General features: G+C 66.2%; 22 protein-coding genes. 11 read left to right on the forward strand and 11 right to left on the reverse strand.

Annotated features, from left to right (window positions below):
- Nucleotides 1-62: 62 nt before the first annotated feature.
- The 4 genes from ACV7NQ_RS17885 to leuA form a co-directional block, all read right to left on the reverse strand.
- Complete coding sequence (locus ACV7NQ_RS17885) at nt 63-722, reverse strand: pyridoxamine 5'-phosphate oxidase family protein (RefSeq protein ID WP_463360719.1); 660 nt, start codon at nt 720-722, stop codon at nt 63-65.
- A gap of 81 nt (nt 723-803) precedes the next feature.
- A complete protein-coding gene (locus ACV7NQ_RS17890; RefSeq protein ID WP_463365714.1) occupies nt 804-2,543 on the reverse strand; it encodes a hydroxysqualene dehydroxylase in 1,740 nt (579 codons plus the stop codon).
- A gap of 450 nt (nt 2,544-2,993) precedes the next feature.
- On the reverse strand, nt 2,994-4,811 hold the full coding sequence (locus ACV7NQ_RS17895) for a MinD/ParA family ATP-binding protein (protein ID WP_463360720.1): 1,818 nt from the start codon (nt 4,809-4,811) through the stop codon (nt 2,994-2,996).
- Nucleotides 4,812-5,051: 240 nt separating this feature from the next.
- Nucleotides 5,052-6,845, reverse strand: coding sequence for a 2-isopropylmalate synthase (gene leuA / locus ACV7NQ_RS17900; RefSeq protein ID WP_463360721.1), 1,794 nt, complete (start codon nt 6,843-6,845; stop codon nt 5,052-5,054).
- 275 nt (nt 6,846-7,120) lie between these two features.
- Here leuA and ACV7NQ_RS17905 point away from each other — a divergent pair, with 275 nt between their 5' ends.
- The 5 genes from ACV7NQ_RS17905 (at nt 7,121) to ACV7NQ_RS17925 (ending at nt 12,536) form a co-directional block, all read left to right on the forward strand.
- Complete coding sequence (locus ACV7NQ_RS17905) at nt 7,121-7,888, forward strand: sulfite exporter TauE/SafE family protein (protein ID WP_463360722.1); 768 nt, start codon at nt 7,121-7,123, stop codon at nt 7,886-7,888.
- 115 nt (nt 7,889-8,003) lie between these two features.
- Entirely contained in the window at nt 8,004-8,174 is a 171-nt protein-coding gene (locus tag ACV7NQ_RS17910; RefSeq protein ID WP_463365715.1) for a DUF1272 domain-containing protein, read from the forward strand.
- A gap of 75 nt (nt 8,175-8,249) precedes the next feature.
- Nucleotides 8,250-9,827 (forward strand): alpha/beta hydrolase, encoded by a 1,578-nt coding sequence (locus ACV7NQ_RS17915; protein WP_463360723.1) that lies wholly within the window; start codon nt 8,250-8,252, stop codon nt 9,825-9,827.
- Between the two features lie 95 nt (nt 9,828-9,922).
- Nucleotides 9,923-11,542: a GMC oxidoreductase gene (locus ACV7NQ_RS17920; RefSeq protein WP_463360724.1), complete on the forward strand. Its 1,620-nt coding sequence runs from the start codon at nt 9,923-9,925 to the stop codon at nt 11,540-11,542.
- Nucleotides 11,543-11,690: 148 nt separating this feature from the next.
- Entirely contained in the window at nt 11,691-12,536 is an 846-nt protein-coding gene (locus ACV7NQ_RS17925; RefSeq protein ID WP_463360725.1) for an ion transporter, read from the forward strand.
- Here the strand turns inward: ACV7NQ_RS17925 and ACV7NQ_RS17930 are convergent.
- From ACV7NQ_RS17930 to ACV7NQ_RS17945, 4 genes are all read right to left on the reverse strand, one after another.
- Entirely contained in the window at nt 12,514-13,725 is a 1,212-nt protein-coding gene (locus ACV7NQ_RS17930; protein ID WP_463360726.1) for a low temperature requirement protein A, read from the reverse strand. The two genes, ACV7NQ_RS17925 and ACV7NQ_RS17930, sit on opposite strands and share 23 nt — an antisense overlap.
- A 102-nt stretch (nt 13,726-13,827) precedes the next feature.
- Nucleotides 13,828-14,295, reverse strand: coding sequence for an SRPBCC family protein (locus tag ACV7NQ_RS17935; RefSeq protein ID WP_463360727.1), 468 nt, complete (start codon nt 14,293-14,295; stop codon nt 13,828-13,830).
- A 246-nt stretch (nt 14,296-14,541) separates the two neighbouring features.
- On the reverse strand, nt 14,542-14,721 hold the full coding sequence (locus ACV7NQ_RS17940) for a DUF1918 domain-containing protein (RefSeq protein ID WP_463360728.1): 180 nt from the start codon (nt 14,719-14,721) through the stop codon (nt 14,542-14,544).
- A gap of 48 nt (nt 14,722-14,769) precedes the next feature.
- Nucleotides 14,770-15,348, reverse strand: coding sequence for a TetR/AcrR family transcriptional regulator (locus tag ACV7NQ_RS17945; RefSeq protein ID WP_463360729.1), 579 nt, complete (start codon nt 15,346-15,348; stop codon nt 14,770-14,772).
- Nucleotides 15,349-15,416: 68 nt separating this feature from the next.
- Here ACV7NQ_RS17945 and ACV7NQ_RS17950 point away from each other — a divergent pair, with 68 nt between their 5' ends.
- Both ACV7NQ_RS17950 and ACV7NQ_RS17955 read left to right on the forward strand, forming a co-directional pair.
- A complete protein-coding gene (locus ACV7NQ_RS17950) occupies nt 15,417-15,992 on the forward strand; it encodes a dihydrofolate reductase family protein (RefSeq protein WP_463360730.1) in 576 nt (191 codons plus the stop codon).
- A complete protein-coding gene (locus tag ACV7NQ_RS17955; RefSeq protein ID WP_463360731.1) occupies nt 15,889-16,179 on the forward strand; it encodes a response regulator transcription factor in 291 nt (96 codons plus the stop codon). Before ACV7NQ_RS17950 ends, ACV7NQ_RS17955 begins: the two co-directional genes overlap by 104 nt.
- Before the next feature lie 2 nt (nt 16,180-16,181).
- Here the strand turns inward: ACV7NQ_RS17955 and ACV7NQ_RS17960 are convergent, their stop codons facing one another.
- The gene (locus ACV7NQ_RS17960; protein ID WP_463360732.1) at nt 16,182-16,592 is read right to left on the reverse strand and encodes a YjbQ family protein; all 411 of its coding nucleotides are present in this window, start codon (nt 16,590-16,592) and stop codon (nt 16,182-16,184) included.
- A gap of 31 nt (nt 16,593-16,623) precedes the next feature.
- The gene (locus ACV7NQ_RS17965) at nt 16,624-17,091 is read right to left on the reverse strand and encodes a MarR family winged helix-turn-helix transcriptional regulator (RefSeq protein WP_463360733.1); all 468 of its coding nucleotides are present in this window, start codon (nt 17,089-17,091) and stop codon (nt 16,624-16,626) included.
- A gap of 97 nt (nt 17,092-17,188) precedes the next feature.
- Here ACV7NQ_RS17965 and ACV7NQ_RS17970 point away from each other — a divergent pair, with 97 nt between their 5' ends.
- The 3 genes from ACV7NQ_RS17970 (at nt 17,189) to ACV7NQ_RS17980 (ending at nt 20,037) form a co-directional block, all read left to right on the forward strand.
- Nucleotides 17,189-17,650, forward strand: coding sequence for an SgcJ/EcaC family oxidoreductase (locus tag ACV7NQ_RS17970; protein WP_463360734.1), 462 nt, complete (start codon nt 17,189-17,191; stop codon nt 17,648-17,650).
- An 83-nt stretch (nt 17,651-17,733) separates the two neighbouring features.
- Nucleotides 17,734-18,999, forward strand: a complete 1,266-nt coding sequence (locus ACV7NQ_RS17975; protein WP_463360735.1) for an aspartate kinase — start codon at nt 17,734-17,736, stop codon at nt 18,997-18,999.
- Nucleotides 19,000-19,002: 3 nt separating this feature from the next.
- Nucleotides 19,003-20,037, forward strand: a complete 1,035-nt coding sequence (locus ACV7NQ_RS17980) for an aspartate-semialdehyde dehydrogenase (RefSeq protein ID WP_463360736.1) — start codon at nt 19,003-19,005, stop codon at nt 20,035-20,037.
- 131 nt (nt 20,038-20,168) lie between these two features.
- Here the strand turns inward: ACV7NQ_RS17980 and ACV7NQ_RS17985 are convergent, their stop codons facing one another.
- A complete protein-coding gene (locus ACV7NQ_RS17985) occupies nt 20,169-20,738 on the reverse strand; it encodes a TetR/AcrR family transcriptional regulator (RefSeq protein ID WP_463360737.1) in 570 nt (189 codons plus the stop codon).
- Nucleotides 20,739-20,831: 93 nt separating this feature from the next.
- Here ACV7NQ_RS17985 and ACV7NQ_RS17990 point away from each other — a divergent pair, with 93 nt between their 5' ends.
- Nucleotides 20,832-21,251 (forward strand): nuclear transport factor 2 family protein, encoded by a 420-nt coding sequence (locus tag ACV7NQ_RS17990; protein ID WP_463360738.1) that lies wholly within the window; start codon nt 20,832-20,834, stop codon nt 21,249-21,251.
- The last annotated feature ends 78 nt before the right edge of the window (nt 21,252-21,329 follow it).

Raw genomic sequence — 21,329 nt, forward strand, 5'->3', positions numbered from 1 at the left:
CCGCGAGTCTATGCGCAGCGCCCGATTGCCCCACATCGACCGAATGTGACGCCTGTCGCGTCTCAGTCCCGGTAGAGCTTCACATTGTAGTTCGCCGGCGAGTAGTAACGCTCGAGTTCCTCGACCGACTCGCTGATATTGGTCTGCACCTCTTTGACCAGGCAGGCATGGCTAGGCAGGGTGTCGACCGGCCACTGCTCCGGTTCCCACAGGTGGCTACGGATGAAGGCCTTGGCGCAGTGCAGGAAGATCTGCTCGATATCGACCTCGACGGCGAGGATCGGGCGATGGCCGCGGACCAGCATGTCGTCGAAGTAGGGCGCGTCACGAACCAGGCGGGCGCGGCCGTTGACGCGCAGCGTCTCGCGGCGGCCGGGGATCAGGAAAATCAGGCCGACATGGGGGTTGGCGAGGATATTGAGGTAGCCGTCGGCCCGGCGGTTGCCCGGGCGCTCGGGGACGGCGAGCGTGCGATCGTCGAGCACCTTCACGAAACCGGCCGGATCGCCCTTGGGGGAGGCGTCGCAGTTGCCGTCGGCGTCGCTGGTGCTCATGACGACGAACGGTGAGTTGGCGATCCATTCGCGGTCCCGAGGGTGCAGCGTGGTGCGTTCCTTGTTCGCGGCGCGTGGCATGACCTCGCCGAGCAGTTGTCGGAGTTCGGCCGGGCTGGTGATCTCGGCCGGGCTGGTGGTCTCGGCAGGGCTGGTGGTCTCGCGCATAATTCGATTGAAACACCGGCGAACAGTGCCGAGCTATCGAATTCCGTTTCGGCGGGAGGAGATCGATCACACCCGCCGGACTCAGATCTGGACGTCGAAGAGGTTCGGCTGGCCCGCCGCGTAGCGGTCCGCATCGATCCGGCGCAGCGGCTCGAACTCGGCCGCGCGATACAGCGTGAACATCCGGCAGCGCTCGGCATTCGAGCCCGAGACATCCAGCAGCGCGTTCACCGCGGTGCGGGCGGATTCGTTGGCGCCCTCCATGGTGGCGAGGTCGATGTTGGTGCGCACGTAATCACCTGCCAGGAACAGGTTTTCGAGGGCGCCGTGTGACTCCGGCCGGTATTCCCACGATCCGGCGGTATTGATCAACAGCGGATCGGCGTTCGCGTTGCGCTGTTGATCAGACTGCCAGGTGATGCCGGGGTCGAGGAACCAGGAGTGCAGATCGTCGTCGCGCAGCACCGTGCCGCGGTCGTCGAGGTGCGCGGTCATCTGCGCCCACACCTCGCGGGCGATCTCCTCGCGTGTGCACTCCTTGGCGGGCTTGCCGTACAGCATGCCGGGGGTGCTCCAGTCGGAGATGTCGACCGAGAGGCAGTCCTGCACGGTGCCGTCGCCGAATTCAGTGAGTTTCCGTGTCCAGAGCTGATTCTGGGTGATCGAGGTGAGCGACCACGGCGCGTCGATGTAGGCGGTGTGGCCGCGCGAGATGTCCGCGGGCCTGCGCAGATAGAACTGGATGCCGTTCATCCAGTCGACGTACAGCCGGTCCATCGCGGCAAGTTCCGGACGCACGGCAAGGACATCGGGCGACCATAGTTTGCGGGCCTGCTCGGCGGACAATGCCACCACGAAGTAGTCGGCGTCGATGGTGCGCTGGGCGCCGTTCTCGTCGACGATCCGAGCCGCCGAGATCCGCTGGTCCCGCACGTCGAGCGCGCGCACCTCGGCGCCGAGCGCGAACCGCACACCCAGATCCCGCAGCCGCTGCGTCCACGGCTCGATCCACGCCGCATTGGTCGGACCGTTCAGCACCCGATCCAACGCGCCGTCATTGCCGATCTCGAAGGGATTGCCCAGGAACTGCTCACCCATGGTCCCGATGGTGCGGACGCTGGCCACGTCCTCCTTGGCGGCGACCATGATGCTGGTCAGGGTGCGCGAGAGCAGCGCACGGAATTCGTGGGACCGCGCGTGCCCGCCGACGTAATCGCGCCACGACATATATTCCCACTGCCCCAGCCTGCGCGCGTCGCAACTGCTGTTGAAGACCAGTAGACGATCGGTGAAGTACATGCCTTCGGCGGCGGATATTTTCAGCGCCGTGCTGATGACCGCGCCGACCGTCTCCCGGAACATCTCCGGCGTGAACGCGATACGCGCCTTCGGTCCGAGCGGGAGGCGGAAGTCGTCGCCGTCCTGCCTGGCGAAGCGCGCCTCGGGCACGCCGATCAGGTTGTTCCAGACGCCATTCGGGTTGCTACCGAACGGGATCCGCCGCATCGTGTCCGGAATGTGTTGGTAGAAGCCGGGAAAGAAGCGAAAGCCGTGCTCGCCGGGCAGATCCGGCCGTCCCCCCGATCCGCTGCCCGGCACCGGGATGCTGCGCGCTTTACCGCCGAGCGCGCGCCGTTCATAGACGGTGACCTCGAAACCTCGCTCGCTGAGTTCGTGCGCCGCGGTCAGTCCCGCGACGCCACCACCGAGTACCGCGACCCGCCTGCCGCCCGGACTACCGACGGCAGGCGCCGGTCTCAGGGCACCGGCCGTCAAAGCCCCCGCTGTCGCCACCCCTGCCGCGACCGTTCCGCGAAGCATTGCCCTCCGCGACACGGTCCACCGCTGTTCTGCCATGCGCAACTCTGCTGCCTAGCCTCGGGACCTGTTAACACGCACTGCACACTGTAAAGCGGCCTACCCGGGGCCTGGCTACCCAACCCCGGTTACCGCCGCCTAACCGTAAACCGCGGGCAGCGCGGCCGGGTGCGAACGAACGAACCGCCACGACTCCGACCAGCTCGGCGTGTGTCCGACGAAGGTCGCGATCAGTCGCAGCAGGACCGGTAAATGGCCGCGACCGGCGTCGATGCCGGTCAAGTTGCATGGCGGTGATCGCGTGAGACGGCAGCCGTTCGATCGGGTCGAGGTAACCCGTCTGGGGCGCGGAAACCCGAACTCCCGGCGTGATCGATGAAGTCCTGGGACGAAGGCACTCAATACAGTCGCGGCCCGGCGCAATAAGCGCCGGACCGCACCAGTTTCGAGCTCCTAGTGCCGGCCGGGCCGGTACTGCTGGGAGCCGACGTAGACGAAGTCGTCGGCCACCATTGCCGCCAGTTCCAGCAGTGCCCGCCGGGTCGGCTTGCTCACCAATTCCAGGTCGATTTCGGCGCCCTCGGCGAGGTGGTCGTCGAACGGGACCACCTGGACCGCGCGGGTGCGATCGAGAAACAGCTTGCGCAGCTGGTCGAGGTCCACGGTGGAGGCGCCCCGCCGCGACGCGTTCACCACCACCACCGTGCGTTCGACGAGCTTGCTGTAGCCGTGGTGGTCCAGCCAGTCCAGCGTCGCCGAGGCGCTGCGGGCGCCGTCGATGGCCGGCGAGGTGACCAGCACCAGCGAGCTGGCCATGTCCAGCACGCCCGCCATGGCCGAGTGCATCAGACCGGTGCCGCAGTCGGTGAGGATGATGTTGTAGAACGACTGCAGGATGCCGATGGCCTGGCGATAGTCGGCCTCGCTGAATGCCTCGGAGACCGCCGGGTCCTGTTCGCTGGCAAGCACTTCCAGTCGGCTCGGCGCCTGCGAGGTGTGTGCGCGGACATCGGAGTACCTGGTGATGTGCGGGTCTTCGAGCAGATTGCGGACCGTGGAGCGGGTCTGGCGGGGTATCCGGTGCCCGAGCGTGCCGAGGTCGGGGTTGGCGTCGATCGCGATGACCCGGTCACCACGCAATGTCGAGAACGTCGACCCGAGGCCCACCGTTGTCGTCGTCTTGCCGACGCCGCCCTTGAGCGAGAGGATCGCGATCCGATAGTCGCCGCGCACCGGCTGATTCACCCGTTCGACGAGATCGCGGTAGACGACGTCGGCCGAGGACTCACCGGGATTGAGCATGCCGCCGGTGGCCTTGTGCACTGCTCGCCGCCAGCCGCTGCGCGGGGCCTTGCGGGCGCGCTTGAGCAGGTTCAGGTCGTTGACCGAATGCCCTGGCTGCCCCGGCTGCGGCATGTGCTGCGGCTGGAAGGGCTGCTGCGGCTGGTGCGGATTGTGTTGTTCACCTTGCCAACCGGGCGGCGGCACCTGACCCGTGGGTCCGGTCTGACCGATGGGCGGCTGACCGATGGGCGGCGGTCCGATGTGCGGCTGCCCCATCGGACCGGGCTGCTGGTACATCGGCTGCTGCGGCGCGGGCTGCGGCATCGGCGGAGGCGGAGGCGGCGGCGCCCAACTGTAGATTGGGCCGCTCTGCTGATCGGGCTGGGCCTCGTCGTGCGAGACCCGCCGGACCAGCCCGTCGGAGCCGATCTCCTGCCGGTACTCGCCATACGACTGGTTGTGCTGCTCAGGGGTGGGCTGGACCGGATGGTTACCGCTCTCGGTCGGGCCGACCGGCGCACCGGGCTGGTAGGGGTACGGATCCTGCTGATAAGGACCGGGCTGGTACGGCTCCGCCGCGTAGGGCGCCGGCTGCGCGAACTGGCCAGTGATGTACGGCGCGAACACTTCCTGCGGACCGGGCGGCACGAAGCCGTCGGGCGGTCCATAGGTCGGCGCCGCGGCCTGCGGGTACGCCGTGGTCTGCTCCATCGATCCCGCTCCAGCCGGGAAACCGGCGAATTGCTCCGGCTCCGGCTGCGCGGGCGCCTGCGGCTGACCCGATCCGGACCTTTCCGAGGCATCCGCCGTGGCGGACTCGTGCGCTTCGGCGTCGCCGATCGGCTCGGGCGAGACATCGGCGGGCGACGATTCGCCCGCCTCGTCCAGCGCCGCGTTTCCGGCGGACTCGGTGGTGACGTCGGCCGTGTCCACCGAATGACTCTGCAGCCAGGGCGGAGAGGTCGGGTTGTGGTCGTTGGTAGTCACAGTTCCCCCATCTGCTCGGGAATTCGAGCAGAGAGCTCGGCGCTTGAGTGCGAGTCAAAGCTAGCACGGGGTTCGGCGGCCCGCCCCGCAGTGTAGACGGCGGACGCGCCGGGAAGACACGCCGCCGATTGTGGTCCGATTGCTGGTCTCTGCCAACAAGTTCGAGAGCCGGATGCCCGGGTCGGCAACTTCACGTTGCGCGATCGGGCATCCGGCTTTCACCGTACTCCGAGGTCGAGATCAGTGGGCCCGGTTCACCGCGGATACCACGGCACGCAGTGACGCGGTGGTGATGGAGGTGGCGATGCCGACGCCCCAGACGACCTTGTCGCCGATCGCGCACTCTACATAGGCGGCGGCCTGTGCGTCGTCGCCCGCGGACATCGCGTGCTCGGAGTAATCCAGCACGCGCACATCGAAGCCGACGGTCGCGATCGCCTCGACGAACGCGGCGAGCGGCCCGTTACCCGTGCCGTTGATCTCCTGCTCGACGCCGTCCACCTTGACCACGGCGACGATGGAGTCCACGCCCCCATCGGTTTCCGACGCGGTCACCTTCTGCCGCATCCGCTCCAGCGGCCGGATCGGGCTCAGGTACTCGTCGGCGAAGACATCCCACATCTCCTTCGGCGTGACCTCGCCGCCCTCGCCATCGGTGATTTTCTGCACCGCCTGGGAGAACTCGATCTGCAGCCGCCGGGGCAGCGCCAGCCCGTGATCGGTCTTCATAATGTAGGCGACGCCGCCCTTGCCGGACTGCGAGTTGACCCGGATGACAGCCTCATAGGTGCGGCCGACGTCCTTCGGGTCGATCGGCAGGTACGGTACCTCCCAGGTGATGTCGTCGACGTCGGAGCCGGCCGCGTCGGCCGCCGCCTTCATCTCGTCCAAGCCCTTGTTGATGGCGTCCTGGTGGCTGCCGGAGAACGCGGTGTAGACCAGGTCGCCGCCATACGGGTGGCGCTCGTGCACCGGCAGTTGGTTGCAGTATTCGACGGTGCGACGGATCTCGTCGATATCGGAGAAGTTGATCTGCGGGTCGACGCCGCGCGAGAACAGGTTCATCCCCAGGGTCACCAGGCAGACGTTGCCGGTGCGCTCACCATTGCCGAACAGACAGCCCTCGATGCGGTCCGCACCGGCCTGGTAGCCCAGCTCGGCGGCGGCGACGGCGGTGCCGCGGTCGTTGTGCGGGTGCAGCGACAGCACGATCGAATCGCGGCGGGCCAGATTGCGGCTCATCCACTCGATCGAATCGGCGTAGACGTTCGGGGTCGCCATCTCCACGGTCGCGGGCAGGTTGATGATCATCGGCTTGGCCGGGGTCGGCGCGATGATCTCGGTGACCGCGTCGCAGACCTCCTTGGCGTAGCTCAGCTCGGTGCCGGTGTAGGACTCCGGGCTGTACTCGTAGCGCCAGTTGGTGTCCGAGTACTTCTGCTCGATCTCCAGGCACAGCTTCGCGGCGTCGGTGGCGATCTTCTTCACCGCGGCCTGGTCCGCACGGAACACCACACGCCGCTGCAGGACCGAGGTCGAGTTGTAGAAGTGCACGATCACGTTGGTCGCGCCGGCGCAGGCCTCGAAGGTGCGCTCGATCAGCTCGGCGCGGCACTGGGTCAGCACCTGGATGGTGACGTCGTCGGGGACCGCGCCGTCCTCGATGATCTCGCGGACGAAGTCGAAATCTGTCTGGCTGGCCGACGGGAAGCCGACCTCGATCTCCTTGTAGCCCATCCGCACCAGCAGGTCGAACATGCGGCGCTTGCGGGCGGGGCTCATCGGGTCGATCAGCGCCTGGTTGCCGTCGCGCAGGTCGACGGCACACCAGCCGGGGGCGCGGTCGATGATCTTGTCCGGCCAGGTGCGGTCGGGCAGCGTGATCGGCTCGACCTCCTCGGTGAAGGGCCGGTACCGGAAGGTCGGCATCGAGGAGTTCTTCTGCTCGTTCCAGCCGGGCTGGTCGGCGTTGGCGGGCTTCGACGGCGGCACGATGGTGCGTGAGCCGGATACGAAGGCGTCGGCGGGGGACATTCGGTATCTCCGTGGGGTGTGGTGGATCCCATGTCAAGGGTCGACCGGCGCAGCAGAACCCCGCGACGGGAGGCCGGTCGGATCAGACCCCGTCGCGGCGGCCGAGAAGAAGTGCCCGCTGCATGATGTCCGCGACCTTACCGTGTCGCAATACCGACCTGAAAGTCCGGTCCAGTCGTCCGGTCATCCGGCGTTACCTATAGCGTTCGTTCGGCGCCGGGCACCAACGCTTGTACGGACTTGGTCCCACGGTACGTCGAAGGAACTGTTTCTTTATGACCTGGCTGGAACAACTGGCCGTCTTCGGTGCGGGCATCGCGGCGGGCGGTATCAACACCATCGTGGGCTCGGGCACCCTGATCACCTTTCCGGTGCTGCTCGCTTTCGGGCTGCCGCCGGTGACGGCGAACGTGTCGAACACCATCGGCGTGGTATCGGGCGGGATCAGCGGCGTGATCGGGTACCGCCGCGAGCTCGAAGGGCAGCGGGCCAGACTGCTGCGGCTGGGCACCGCGTCGCTGCTCGGCGGTATCACCGGCGCGGTACTGCTGCTGACACTTCCGGCGACCGCCTTCAAGGCGGTCGTGCCGGTGCTGATCATCGCGTCGCTGATCCTGGTGGTGGTGCAGCAGCGGCTGGCGCGGTGGGTGAAGCGGCGCCGCGAGATCGACACCGGTCCTGCGCCCGAGCACGGCGGCCTGATCCTGTTCGTGGCGATTTTCGCGTGCAGCATCTATGGCGGCTACTTCGGCGCCGCCCAGGGCGTGTTGCTGATCGGGCTGCTCGGGGTGTTCGTGCACGAGGACATCCAGCGCCTGAACGGGGTCAAGAACGTGCTCAGCCTGCTGGTGAACGCGGTGTCGGCGGTCATCTTCACGGTGATCGCCGACGTCGACTGGACGGTGGTCGCGCTCATCGCCGTAGGTTCGGTCATCGGCGGGCAGCTCGGCGCCAAGATGGGCAGGCGTATGTCGCCCAACGTGCTGCGCGGCGTCATCGTCGTGGTCGGCACCATCGCGGTGATCCGGCTGCTCATGACCTAGGCCATGCCGGAAATATTCATGCCGCGGTGGCGGCAATACCGTGCGATGCGGCGAAAATCGCGCGAAGTGGCCCGCGGGTTTGTCTACTTGAAGGTAGTGGCGGATGGCGCTGGAGATGCGAGCCGAGTGTGAGCGATGCCTGGCCGGGCTCGAAGTCGACGGGCCCGCACACATCTGTAGCTACGAGTGCACGTTCTGCGAGGCGTGCACGCGGGCGGTGAACAGTGGGTGCCCGAACTGCGGCGGCAAGTTGGTGGCGCGGCCGCGGCGGGTTCGACCGGCCTAGCGGATCGCTTCGGGCGCTGCGGCACAGCCGATCTCGTCACAAAGGAGGACGACGCGGAGGTGGTGTGCGCACAGGATGATCACTGTGGGTAAGTCGAAGATCGTCGTATTCGGTGTGCTCGTCGCGCTGGCGCCCGCGCTGGGTGGGTGCGGCTCGTCGCCACGGCAACAAGCCGAGCAGCAGCAGTCGAAGGTCGCCGAGCTGGTCGCCCAGGCAGATGCCGTGCGGACGCCGCGGCTGGACTGGTCGCCGTGCGTCGAACCTGAGCTCAGCCGGTATCAGTGCGCGACCGCGAACGTCCCGCTCGACTACGCGCAACCCAACGGTCCGACGCTGCCGCTCGCGGTCCTCCGGCAGCCCGCCACCGATCCGGAGCATCGCATCGGCACCCTGTTCACCGCGGTCGGCGGGCCGGGCGGATCGGGATTCACGTGGGCGCGCCAGGGTGAACTGTTTCCCGGTGAGCTCAGTCGCCGCTTCGATGTGGTGACCTTCGACCAGCGTGGGATCGGCCGCAGCGCGCAGGTCCGCTGTTTCGCCAATGCCGATGAGCAGCAACGGTTCTGGCTGAATTCCCCGCAACCGCCGGCGAACCCCGAGCAGGAACGCGCCGCCGAACGCGGTAGTCGGGCGCTCGCGGCGGGCTGCGCCGCCCACGACGGTGCGCTGATCGCGCACCTCACCACCGTCGACGCCGCCCGCGATATGGACCTGCTGCGTCGCGCGGTCGGTGACGCGAAGCTGTCCTACCAGGGCGGTTCCTACGCCAGCTACCTCGGCGAGGTCTACGGCGCGTTGTTCGGCGAGCGGGTTCGGGCACTACAACTCAGCGCGATGATGGATCCGGAGGCATACACCAACGACTCCAGCGCCGCGGTCGCCGATACGGCGGCGGGTACCGAGGAAGTGCTCGGCGAATTCTTCCGGTTGTGCACGCAAGCGGGTCAGCCGAAATGTGCGTTCGCGGGCGAGGATGTCCGAGCGCGCGATCGCGCACTGCTGGATCGGCTGCGGCAGGGACCCATCGTGGTCGGGAAGGGCGAGACCGCGGCGCAGGTGAGTTACGGGGATGCCGTCCAAGCGCACGCGATCATGCTGTACGACTCGCAGCGCGGCTGGTTCGGACTGGCCGATTTGCTTGCCGAACTGGAGCGTGGCGCGAACGGTAATCCCGATGTCGTGCGCGAGGTACTTGCCTCGGCCCCCTTCTCCTTCGACTTCCTCGACTCCTTCACCGCAATTACCTGCGCGGACAGCACACTTCCGGGACAACCGGAACAGTGGCCCGTGCTGGCACGCGAATTCGCTGGTACCGCACCGACTTACGCCGCGTTCTGGTTGTACATGCGTCAGCCCTGCGCCGCGTGGCCGACGCCGCAGAACGGTTATCCACAGCGCTACACCGGCCCGTGGACGCTGCGCTCCGACGTCCCGGCGCTGCTGATCAACAACCGGTTCGATCCGGTGACCCCGGTGCCGTTCGCGCGGCGCGCGCAGCAAGCATTGGGCAATGCCCGACTGGTCGTCGTCGATGGACGCGGGCACGATCCGACCGGCGATTGCACCAGCAAGCTGCAACAGCGCTATTTAATAGATCTGCAACTACCCGATCCCGGTACCTCGTGCAAGGCCGATCGACTGCCCTTCGAGTGACGGATGTCGCGTCGGCGCCGTCCACCCGATCTCTGTTCAGCGCTACCGAATCCCGGTAGTCTGCGCTCGGCCATGCGTGATGAGGGAGGTGGCTGGTGCATAGACGTGCCTTTTTCAAGGCAGCGAGTACGGCAGCATTGCTCGGTGTCGCCGGCACGGCGTTGAGTGGGGGGACTGCCGCGGCCGACCCGATCTGGGAGGGCTTGTTTCGCGGCTGGGTGCCGGAAATCTTTGCGCCACTGCCTGATCCGCCCGAGCATTCGCCCGCGATCGTAATCGGTTCCGGTTTCGGGGCAGCGGTCACCGCGCTGCGCCTCGCGCAGGCAGGCGTTGCAAACACCGTGCTCGAGCGCGGCTCGCGCTGGCCCAACGACCCGTGGCGGGAGATCTTCACCGGCGACGACCTGCCCGACGGCCGCGGCTTCTGGCATCGCACCAACTTCACCGGCGTCACCAAGGTGCAGATGCGGTTCGCCAGTTTCGGTGGCGTGCTGGACTGCACCGAATACCCGGGCATCGACGTGTGGCGGGCCGCGGCGGTCGGCGGCGGCTCGGTGATCTTCACCGGCGCTATGGTCGCGCCGGAGCGCCGCTTCTTCGATCACGTTTTCGGCGGCACCGTCGACTACGGCGAGATGGATCGGGTCTACTACCCGCGGGTGCGAGAGATGTTGCGGCTCAGCACGATTCCGTCGGACGTCTACGCGTCGTCGCCGTTCACCCATTCCCGCGCCTGGGACGAACAGGTGCGCAGGGCCGGATACCAGCCGCAGGCCAACGACTCGATCTTCACCTGGGACATTTTGCGCGCCGAACTCGCGGGCAGCAGCCGCCCGTCGGCGACGGTGGCCCGCAGCAACCTGGGCAACTCCAACGGCGCGAAGTTCGATCTCAACCAGAACTACCTGAAATACGCACAGGACACCGGCAAGTCAGCGGTGTTCCCCGGCCACCGGGTCGACGCCATCGCGCAGGAACCCGGCGGGCGGTATTCGGTCACCGTCACCAAACTCGCACCGACCGGCGACGTGCTCGGCACCCGCACCCTCACCTGCGATCGCCTGTTCCTCGGCGCGGGCTCGGTCGGCACCTCCGAGCTGCTGGTCCGCGCCCAGGCCACCGGAACCCTGCCGCACCTCAACGAACACATCGGCGACGGCTGGGGCACCAACGGTGACGTGGTGCTCGCCCGCGGCGCGAGTCAGCTGGCCGGTCTCGGTCAGGGTGTGCCGAGCGTGAGCCGGATCTTCGACGAATCGGCCGTGCCGCTCACACTCGAAAGTTGGTATATCCCCGGCATTCCCTTCGAGACCGGTGCGCTTGCCTCACTCGGCATGGTGCTCGATCCGGTCCGCGCCCGCTTCGGCTACGACCGGGCGAGCAACCGGGTCGGGCTGTCCTGGTCGACCAAGAATCGGGACGACACGATGGCCGCCGCCCGCGCGATCGACCACCGGATCGCCGAACATTCCGATGCCCTCGTCGACTACGGCACGCTCGGCTACGCCGCGAACGCGCTGTTCACTGCCCACCCGCTGGGTGGTGCGGTGCTCGGCAAGGCTACTGACGGCAACGGCCGCGTGCACGGCCACCCCGGCCTGTACGTCATGGACGGCGCCGCCATCCCCGGCAGCACCGGCACCGTCAACCCGTCGCTGACCATCACCGCCCTCGCCGAGCGCAATATCGAAGCCGTCATCCGCGCCGGTAAGTAACACTCTGCAGCGCCTGCGGCGCTGCAGAGTTCGCGGCCGGCGAAGGCAAGCCGGCCGCGAACATCGCTCGTAAGACTCGCTCCGAGGTGGTCGACTTGCCCTCAGTACTACCCTCGGCCTCACTGTTCGGCGTCGAAGGGATCTTCTCGTGGTAGCTCCGACCACCGTCTCGGGTTTCGATGTAGCGCCGGAGCCGGACGACTATCCACGCAAGCCGCCTGCGCTGTGGACGGACTTTGTGATGCTGGCGCTGGCCATCGTCTCGGTGGTGCTCGTCGCGTGGATCACCTTCTTCCCGGTCGCCGCGAATACCTATCGGGTGATCGTGATCATCGACTACTCGGTGTGCGCGGTGTTCGCCGCTGAGTTCCTGTGGCGCTGGCACCGGGCCGGCTGGCCGTGGACGTTCCCCTTCATCTACTGGTACGAGGTACTGGGCATGATCCCGGTGACCAGCCCGTTCTTGCGCGGGTTCCGATTGCTGCGGATCGTGGTGATCGCGGTCCGCGTCGGCCGGGTCGCCGACCGGGCCCTCGGCGACCGGGTGACCGCCGCCGTGGTCAACCGGTTCGTGAAAACCATCGTGGAGATCATCAAGCGACCGATGACCATCGCGGTGCTCGACGAGGTCGCGCACGTGCTGCGGTCAGGCCACTACACCCGCAATATCGCGGCCGCGCTGCAAGAGAATCGCGCCGAAATGGACGAGATGATTCTCGAGCTCATCAAGAAGGACCCGCAGGCCGGGCGGGTGCGCTACATCCCGTTCCACGACGACATCATCCGCCTGATCGCCGACACCACATTTCGCATCGTGTTCCAGGTGCTGGAGGATCCGCGCACCGACGAACTCGTTTCGGACATGTTGCGGGAGAACATCGATCAGATCAGGACCGCGGTGCATGCCGGGGTCCGCCTCGAGCCGTCCGCGTACGGTCCGACACCGCCCGAATTATCGGTGCGACATCAGCTCAGTCGTGTACCGCGTGCCTGATTTCGTCACGCGGCCGCGCGTACCTGGTCATCTCGAAGAGGATCAGCGCGACCAGCACCGCGCACAGCATCGACAGCGCGGCGAGCGCGGGCAGCGCGGCGGCCAGCGGGATCAGCGCGAGCAGCAGCGCGGCGGCCACCAACCGCACCACGGTGACCGAGCCGGTCGCGTAGTGCTTGAACCCGACCAGTGCGAGCAGATACAACACCACGCCGCCGTACAGCGTGAACAGCGGTATGCCGTATAACGCGTCCTTCAGGCTGTGGTGCGACGCGTCGCCGACGTAATAGAGCACCTTCTTCAACCCGAGCGACAGCGCGATGATCCCGACGATCATCGGAAAATGCCAATAGGTGTAGGAACTTCGAGCGATCTTGATCTGCCGCTCGCCCTCGGCGTGCGCGAGTTCGTGTTCCACCGACAGCGCCGCGACATCGAAATACGCCCACCACAGCAATCCCGACACCGCAAGACCCAGCAGCGCGCCGACCGCGATCGGCCACGAGATCGGCAGCCCGGCGACGCCGATGCCGATGGAGACGATGGATTCGCCGAGCGCCACGATGATGATCAGCCCGTATCGTTCGGAGAAATGACTGGCGGAATTCACTCGCCAGTCCTCACCCGCGAGCAGGGTCCACAGCATGTCACCGGCGATCGCGGCAATCCACAGCGCGATCTGCACCAGCCCCGAGGTCATCGCCGCGATCACCAGCAGCGTGGTGCCGATGGTGATCGAACCGAGTCCCCACCTCATCACCTGCCCGCGCAATTGCGCGTCCTGCGTGCTGGCCAGCCAGAACATGCCGAGGTGCACCAGTCGTACGAGTAGATAGGCGATCGCGAAAACCAGTGGCCCGTACCAGCCGCCGGGCAGATCGTGGAATGCCTCCGGAATGCTGAGTGCCGTCAGGAAAACGCCGCCCATCGCGGCGAACATGGCCACCCGGGTGATGCCCTCGTCGGCGCGCACTACATTGCCGAGCCACGAGTAGGCGATCCAGACCCACCACATGACGGCGAGTACCAGGGTCGCGCGCAGGAGATTCTTCGCGCTGGTCTCCCCCGCGGCCAGGTCGGTGACCATGGTGAACGCGAAGACGAGGACGAGATCGAAGAACAGCTCGAGCTGAGTTACCGACGCGCCTTCGGCTACCAGCTGGAACCGAACCCGTTTGGAACCGATCATGCTGCACATATTCGCACCCCGGTGCGACAGGTGCCTGCTGGATACGCTGCGCGCCGGGCTTTTTCACCGGCCATGTCGGGCCGGTGACGAGTTATACGTCGGCTATATCGCCTCGTAGGTGTCGGTCTCTGGAAATCGCTCGGCGAATGCGATGAAGTTCGCCACCGCCTCCTGGTTCGAACGGCGCAGCGTCCGGCTGACCAGCAACCCGGGAACCGGAATCGGCAGGTAGAGCTCGACGTGGTACCAGACGTGCGTGCCGTCCTCGCCGTCCTCGCCGTCGGAAATTTCGAACCAGCCGCGGCCCTTGACGCCGCGCGTGCTGTCGGTGACCTCCCACTCGGACCGACGATCGGTCCAGTCGTATTCCAGGACTTGCAGATCCGACCCGCCCATCAGTTCCGCTTTGACGAATACCCGGCGCGGTCGACCTTCGTCATCACGTGTCGCGACCCGGGCGTCGAGATAGGAAGTCGACCATTCTGGGAGGGATTCAACTGCCGCCAAAGCGTCCATCACCTGATCGGCGTTGGTATCAACGACGAATCGGATATCGGTCTTTGTACGCATCCATACCTCCGCCCCCGCTCAACTGCATCGGCCGATTGTGCCCAGCGACACAACTGATCGTCAACTGTTCGGAAAATGGCTGCGACCACTTCGGGCGGGTTTCGGCGCCGGGCAGCGCCTCGGCAACTATCGATCGTGAACTGGGCGAACAAGTTTCGAGCGTGCATCAGTCGGACGGCAGTATCGTCGATCCAGCCGTCTTGTCATCCAATGGGCGGTCCCAGGCCGCCCGCACGTCGATCTCGGTTACCTCGGCTCTACGACCGCGTCCGAGCCCGGGAACACGAGCGACTCGTGCCCGTCGTCGTAACGCACCAGGTAGGGCGGTGCGCCCGCGGGGCCGCGGACTTCGATGATCTCGCAGTGACGATCAACCTGTCCCACCACGTGTCCGTGCACGAGTAATTGGTCTCCGACATTTGCCATCATGGGCTCCATTATCGGATGGGAGTGATGCGTGTCACAAGGCACTGGTCAAGCTTCGGCACCGATCAGCCGCTCGACCGCCATCTCGATCAGTTCCTGGCTCTGCTCCTCGGTGAAGACCTCGGGCAGCGTCAGCCGGTCTACGATCAGCCAATTCAGCGCCAGGTAGAGCAGCAACACCGACTTCTCGTCGCCCGGCATGCCGGATTCCAGGTGGTTGCGCACGTTGAAATCGATGTCGGCGCGCACCCGCTCGGTCAGCACGGCGCGCAGTTCGGGTCGCCTGGTCGCCTCCAATCGGAGTTCGAGCAGAGCCAGGTAGCCGGTGCGGAATGCCTCGATGCGCGCAACGGTCTCCTTCATCAGTTCAGTGATGTTGGCGCGGGTCTTCGGCCCCTCGGTGAGTTTGGCCATGGTCGCCTCGCTCGGCTGCAGCCGCTCGTAGAACCGGCTGCCCGCCTGGGTGAGCAGGTCATCGCGGTTGGCGAAGTAGTTCGACGCCGTCCCCGCGGGCACGGCGGCCTCCTTGTCCACCGCGCGGAACGTCAGCCCGCGCGCCCCCTCGTCGGCCAGCACCTCGATCGCCGCGTCGAGCAACGCCTGCCGTCGTTCCGGGTTGGTCCGCACTTGACACCACTCCGTTCGTAGTACTACATTCGAAATCACTCTAAGCAGAGTACTACGGATCAGGCGGTATGCGAAAGCTTATTTACTACGTCGGCATTACGCTCGACGGCTATATCGCCGGTCCGGCAGGGGAGTTCGACTTCTTTCCGTTCGACGCCGAAATGGCGGCCTGGATCAACGCGGAGTATCCGGAGTTCGTCCCCTCCTATCTGCGTTCGCACGCGGGCATGGCGCTGGACGAACCCAATAAGCGCTGCGACACGGTGCTGATGGGCCGAGGCAGTTATGAACCCGGCCTGGCTGTCGGCGTGACCAGCCCGTACGCGCACCTGCGGCAATACGTCGTGTCGAGCGCGCTCGGCCGGATCGAAGACCCGAAGGTCGAGTTGGTCGAGAGCGACCCGGTTGGCCTGGTGCGGCGCCTGAAAGCGGAGGCGGGCGGCGATATCTGGCTCTGCGGCGGCGGCAAGCTTGCCGCGCAACTGCTCGGCGAGCTGGATGAGCTGATCATCAAGAGCTATCCGGTCGTCGCGGGCGGCGGTGTGCCGGTCTTCTCCGGCGAATTCCGCCCGACGATGTTCGCGCCGACGCAGCGCAAGGAATTCGGCAACGGCGCGCAGGTCACCTGGTTCAGCCGGGCCTGACCGAGCCCGAGTCCCCGGCATCGAAGTTCGACTGAAAGGGCTATCCAACCCGGACATCGCCGCTCGTTTGTTCATGAGCCGTGGCACCGTCAAAACCCACCTGGCGCACGTCTACGCCAAGCTCGGTGTCGCCAACCGCACCGAACTTGCCCGGCTCGATGCCGCGGCGCGGCGTGCCCATTCCTGATCTCAGGCGCTGGTGAGCAACGACAGGCGCACCTGTCGGTCTGGATTGTCGACATTGAGGTCGACCAGGGCGATCGACTGCCAAGTGCCCAGCGTCAGAGCTCCGTCGATGACCGGGATGGTGGCGTAGGGCGGGATCAGTGCGGGCATGACGTGCGAGCGGCCGTGGCCGCGGGAGCCGTGCGCGTGCCGCCACCGGTCATCGGCGGGCAGTAGGTCGCGCAGGGCGGCGAGCAGGTCGTCATCGCTGCCCGCACCCAGCTCGATCACCGCGATCCCCGCGGTTGCGTGTGGCACGAATACGTGCAGCAACCCGTCGCCGCCCGCTGCCCGCGCGAACCGCGCGCACTGGGCGGTGATGTCGTAGACGACTTCGCTGCGGCCCGTGGCCACGTCGATCACGGTGCTCTTCATAGCTCCATCGTGCGTGCGGTTGTGGCGTCGCTCAACCGGACTCGCCGTCGCGTAGCCGCGCGGTCACCCGCATCGACGTCTCGTGCAAGCGCTGGAACAGCTCGAGAATCAGCTCGAGCTGTTCGTCGGTGTAGTCGGACATCGTGTCGGCGAATTCCTTCGCGAGCATCTCGTAGTGTGGCGCGATCTCGTCGATGCGCTCGGGGACGGCGGTGATGATCACCCGCCGTCGGTCCTGATCGTCGTGCTCGCGCCGCACGAAACCACCCCTGAGCAGCCGATCGATCATCCGGGTGATGGCACCTGTGGTCAGCCCGGTGCGCGTGGCGAGTTCACCCGCGGTGGCGGCACCGCCGAGTCGAAGCATGTTCAGGCAGCGCAGGTCGGTTACGTGCATGCCGAGTCGATCCGCGACCGCCTGATGCATCATCACGCCGTCGTTGGCGCTCTGCTGGGCCGCAATGGTCAGCGCTGCTGACAAATCCGCATGCTTCGGCATCTCTTGACATCCTCATCTCACTCGATAAGTATCTTACTCAATCAACTATTGACTGATTCAGTTGATGATCTGATCAGATTGTACCGAGAGGAACGCCATGACCATCGACCAGCACACCGACGAGGCCGCCATCCACCGTCTGTTCGACCGGATGAACGCGGCATGGGCCGCGGGCGACGCCAAGACCTACGCCACGGCGTTCACGCCGGACGCGGACTACGTCAGCTTCCTCGGCACCCACTACAAGGGGCGGGAGGCGATCGTTGCCTGCCACACGCCGCTGTTCGAGAAGTTCCAGAAGGGATCGCACCTCGACAGCGCGATCACCCAGCTGCGCTTCGTGACGCCGGACGTGGCGCTGGTGCACAGCGTGGGCGCGGTGGTGAAGGGGAACAAGCGGCGCACCCGTCGCAACACCAAGGTGCAGACCTCGGTGGCGGTGCGGCAGGACGGCGAATGGTTGTTCGCCGCCTTCCAGAACACCAAATACGGCTGGCTGCTGGTAATCCTTTCGACTAAGTTCGATTCGCGAATGGCCCCTTCGGTACTCGTCCCCTGAGAGGTGGGGGCAAATCCGCTGGACCCGGGTCGGTAGTCTTGGTGGCTGTCAGCAGCTGATTGTCGATCTTGGAGGACCCTGTCGTGGCTCTCGTTGTTCAGAAGTACGGAGGATCCTCGGTAGCAACCGCCGAGCGCATCCGGCGCGTCGCTGAACGGATCGTCGAGACGAAGAAGCAGGGCCACGATGTGGTGGTCGTCTGCTCGGCGATGGGTGACACCACCGACGAACTGTTGGACCTGGCTCAACAGGTGGCGCCCGTGCCACCGGCCCGAGAGATGGACATGCTGCTCACCTCCGGTGAGCGCATCTCCAATGCGTTGGTGGCCATGGCCATTCATTCACTCGGTGCCGAGGCCCGCTCGTTCACCGGCTCGCAGGCCGGCGTGATCACCACCGGTGCGCACGGCAACGCGAAGATCATCGACGTCACCCCGAGCCGGTTGCGCAGCGCACTCGACGAGGGACTCGTCGTGCTGGTCGCAGGCTTCCAGGGTGTCAGCCAGGACAGCAAGGACGTCACCACACTAGGCCGCGGCGGCTCCGACACCACCGCGGTCGCACTGGCCGCGGCGCTGGAGGCCGACGTCTGCGAGATCTACACCGACGTGGACGGCGTCTTCACCGCCGACCCGCGGATCGTGCCCGACGCGCAGCAACTCGAGCAGGTCTCCTACGAGGAGATGCTGGAACTCGCGGCCTGCGGCGCGAAAGTTCTGATGCTGCGCTGCGTGGAATACGCGCGCCGCTACAACGTTCCCGTGCATGTGCGCTCGTCCTACACCGACAAGCCCGGCACCTACGTTTACGGATCTATGGAGGACATCCCCTTGGAGAAAGCACTCCTCACGGGCGTCGCGCACGACCGCAGCGAGGCCAAGGTGACCGTGGTCGGACTGCCGGACGAGCCCGGCTACGCGGCAAAGGTGTTCCGCGCCATTGCCGATGCCGAGATCAACATCGACATGGTGCTGCAGAACATTTCCAAGATCGATACGGGCAAGACCGACATCACCTTCACCCTGCCCAAGACCGATGGTGCCCGCGCAGTGGAGATGCTGACCAAGCGGCAGAGCGAAATCGGTTTCGCCCAGGTGCTTTACGACGATCACATCGGCAAGGTGTCGCTGGTCGGTGCGGGCATGAAGAGCCACCCTGGCGTCACCGCCACCTTCTGTGAGGCGCTGGCCGATGCGGGCGTCAACATCGACCTGATCTCCACCTCGGAGATCCGAATCTCGGTGCTGGTGCGGGATTCCGAACTGGACGAGGCCGTCAAGGTGCTGCACCGGGCCTTCGATCTGGGCGGCGACGAGGTCGCCGTCGTGCACGCGGGAACGGGGCGATAGCTCATGGGCGTACGGGTAGGCGTTGTCGGCGCGACCGGACAGGTCGGCGCCGTCATGCGAAAACTGTTGGAGGAGCGCAACTTCCCGGCCGACGAGATCCGGTTCTTCGCCTCGTCGCGCTCGGCGGGTAAGACGCTGCTGTGGCGCGGCGGCGAGATCGTGGTCGAGGACACCGAGATCGCCGATCCGTCCGGCCTTGATCTCGCGCTGTTCTCCGCGGGCGCGACCATGTCCCGCGTGCAGGCACCGCGTTTCGCGGCCGCCGGTGTCACCGTGATCGATAACTCCTCGGCCTGGCGCAAGGACCCCGAGGTCCCGCTGGTCGTCAGCGAGGTGAACCCGGAGCAAACCCGCAATCTGGTCAAGGGCATCATCGCCAACCCGAACTGCACGACCATGGCGGCCATGCCGGTGCTCAAGCCGCTGCACGATGTGGCGGGGCTGCAGCGCCTGATCATCTCCAGCTACCAGGCGGTGTCCGGCAGCGGGCTCGCCGGTGTGGAGGAACTGGCCTCGCAGGTGCGCGCCGTGGTCGGCGATGCCGAAAAGCTGGTGCACGACGGTAGTTCGGTGGCATTCCCCGCGCCGAACAAGTACGTCGCGCCGATCGCCTTCGATGTGATCCCGTTGGCCGGTGCGCTCGTCGACGACGGCTCCGGCGAGACCGACGAGGACCAGAAGCTCCGCAACGAGAGCCGCAAGATTCTCGGCCTGCCCGAGCTGCTGGTCAGCGGCACCTGCGTGCGGGTGCCGGTCTTCACCGGTCACTCGCTGGCGATCAATGCCGAATTCGCCGAACCGATTTCGGTCGAGCGCGCGCAGGAACTGCTGGCCAAGGCCCCCGGCGTCAAGCTCGTCGACGTCCCGACGCCGCTGCAGGCGGCGGGCATCGACGAGTCCCTCGTCGGCCGCATCCGCCAGGATCCCGGTGTCCCGGACGGCCGTGGCCTCGCTCTGTTCGTCTCCGGCGACAACCTCCGAAAAGGCGCCGCCCTCAACACCATCCAGATCGCCGAGGTCCTGCTCGCCGACCGCTGAGTCCGGTCGGCGGCACCTCGAACGCATGACCTCGAACGGCGCGGGATTGTCCACATCGGTTGGACCACCGCGTCGTTCGGCGTTACGGCTGCCTGTTGTGTATTGACGTCGGTGCGCGCCGACTGCTTCGATCAGCGGCTGCGTAGCCCGTCGAAGACGACGGTGAAGGCGCGCTGCCGTTGATCGGCGTCGGCGCCCGTGCTCTGGGCGGCGAGGAACGCGCCCTTGATGATTCGCATCAGGTCGTCGATGTCGATATCGGTGCGCACGGCGCCGGACTGCTGGGCGCGGGTGAGTAATTCGCTGATCGCCCTGCTCATTTCGCGCACCGGCTTGAGGTTTTCCGGAGCGGTGTGGCCGCCGACGGCGTCGGCGAGGTCGCGTTTCATACCGCCCTCGATCACCATGCGCCCGAGGAACTCGAAGAAGGCGCGGCCGGGGTCGTCGGCTGTGGATAACTCGCGGGCCTGCTCGATCATGCGCTCGGTGCGGTCCACGATCGCGGCTTCGAAGAGTGCCTCTTTCGTCGGAAAGTGCCGGTAGACGGTGCCGGCGCCGACACCGGCGCGACGGGCGATCTCGTCCAGGGGCACCGCCAATCCTTCCGCCGCGAACGCTTCCTGTGCGGCGGCGAGCACGCGGTCGCGGTTGCGGCGCGCGTCGGCGCGCAGGGTGCGGGGCTCCTTCGCTGGATCGGTCACGAAAGCTGAGTCTACCTATGCCATTGACAAACGGGGCGATCGTTCCGAATAATAAACGGGCTATACGTTCCGCTTCTCTGAAAGAGGTGTTTCATGGTGGAGTTTTCGGTGGAAAGCCCGCGTGAACTGGTTGAACGGATGTTTAAGAGTCTGCCTGCGCGTGATGCCGACGCGTTCGTCGACATGTTGACCCCCGACGCGGTGTTCGAGATTCCCTTCCCGATTCCCGGCGTGCCGGCCCGGCTGGTCGGGCACGAGGAGATTCGCGCACATCTCGCGCAGCGCTGGTCGGGCATCTCGGGCATCGAGGTACACGGGATCTATCCCCAGGTGTACGAAACCACCGATCCCGAGGTGGTACTGGTGGAGAACGAGGTCGACATGACGATCCCCGGCGCCGAGCGGGCCCGGGTTCGTACCTCCGTCAATGTCATTCGAGTGCGCGACGGCAAGGTGTCGCTGTTCCGCGACTATATGGATACGGCACGGGCGTCCCGGCTCGCCGAAGGCTGATCGACAGCTGGTCGCCCATGCTCGGAGCGTGGGTGACCATGCCGAAACCGGTCGATCCGCGGCCGTTGAAATAGGCTC

Source organism: Nocardia sp. Tas62D01, assembly GCF_055232035.1.

Excerpts from the sequence above, each read along its gene's own strand:
- ACV7NQ_RS17885 (WP_463360719.1), bottom strand. The coding sequence starts at position 722 with ATGCGCGAGACCACCAGCCCTGCCGAGACCACCAGCCCGGCCGAGATC.
- ACV7NQ_RS17890 (WP_463365714.1), bottom strand. The coding sequence starts at position 2,543 with ATGCTTCGCGGAACGGTCGCGGCAGGGGTGGCGACAGCGGGGGCTTTG.
- leuA (WP_463360721.1), bottom strand. The coding sequence starts at position 6,845 with ATGTCCCCCGCCGACGCCTTCGTATCCGGCTCACGCACCATCGTGCCG.
- ACV7NQ_RS17905 (WP_463360722.1), top strand. The coding sequence starts at position 7,121 with ATGACCTGGCTGGAACAACTGGCCGTCTTCGGTGCGGGCATCGCGGCG.
- ACV7NQ_RS17910 (WP_463365715.1), top strand. The coding sequence starts at position 8,004 with ATGCGAGCCGAGTGTGAGCGATGCCTGGCCGGGCTCGAAGTCGACGGG.
- ACV7NQ_RS17915 (WP_463360723.1), top strand. The coding sequence starts at position 8,250 with ATGATCACTGTGGGTAAGTCGAAGATCGTCGTATTCGGTGTGCTCGTC.
- ACV7NQ_RS17930 (WP_463360726.1), bottom strand. The coding sequence starts at position 13,725 with ATGATCGGTTCCAAACGGGTTCGGTTCCAGCTGGTAGCCGAAGGCGCG.
- ACV7NQ_RS17935 (WP_463360727.1), bottom strand. The coding sequence starts at position 14,295 with ATGCGTACAAAGACCGATATCCGATTCGTCGTTGATACCAACGCCGAT.
- ACV7NQ_RS17940 (WP_463360728.1), bottom strand. The coding sequence starts at position 14,721 with ATGGCAAATGTCGGAGACCAATTACTCGTGCACGGACACGTGGTGGGA.
- ACV7NQ_RS17950 (WP_463360730.1), top strand. The coding sequence starts at position 15,417 with ATGCGAAAGCTTATTTACTACGTCGGCATTACGCTCGACGGCTATATC.
- ACV7NQ_RS17960 (WP_463360732.1), bottom strand. The coding sequence starts at position 16,592 with ATGAAGAGCACCGTGATCGACGTGGCCACGGGCCGCAGCGAAGTCGTC.
- ACV7NQ_RS17965 (WP_463360733.1), bottom strand. The coding sequence starts at position 17,091 with ATGCCGAAGCATGCGGATTTGTCAGCAGCGCTGACCATTGCGGCCCAG.
- ACV7NQ_RS17970 (WP_463360734.1), top strand. The coding sequence starts at position 17,189 with ATGACCATCGACCAGCACACCGACGAGGCCGCCATCCACCGTCTGTTC.
- ACV7NQ_RS17980 (WP_463360736.1), top strand. The coding sequence starts at position 19,003 with ATGGGCGTACGGGTAGGCGTTGTCGGCGCGACCGGACAGGTCGGCGCC.
- ACV7NQ_RS17990 (WP_463360738.1), top strand. The coding sequence starts at position 20,832 with ATGGTGGAGTTTTCGGTGGAAAGCCCGCGTGAACTGGTTGAACGGATG.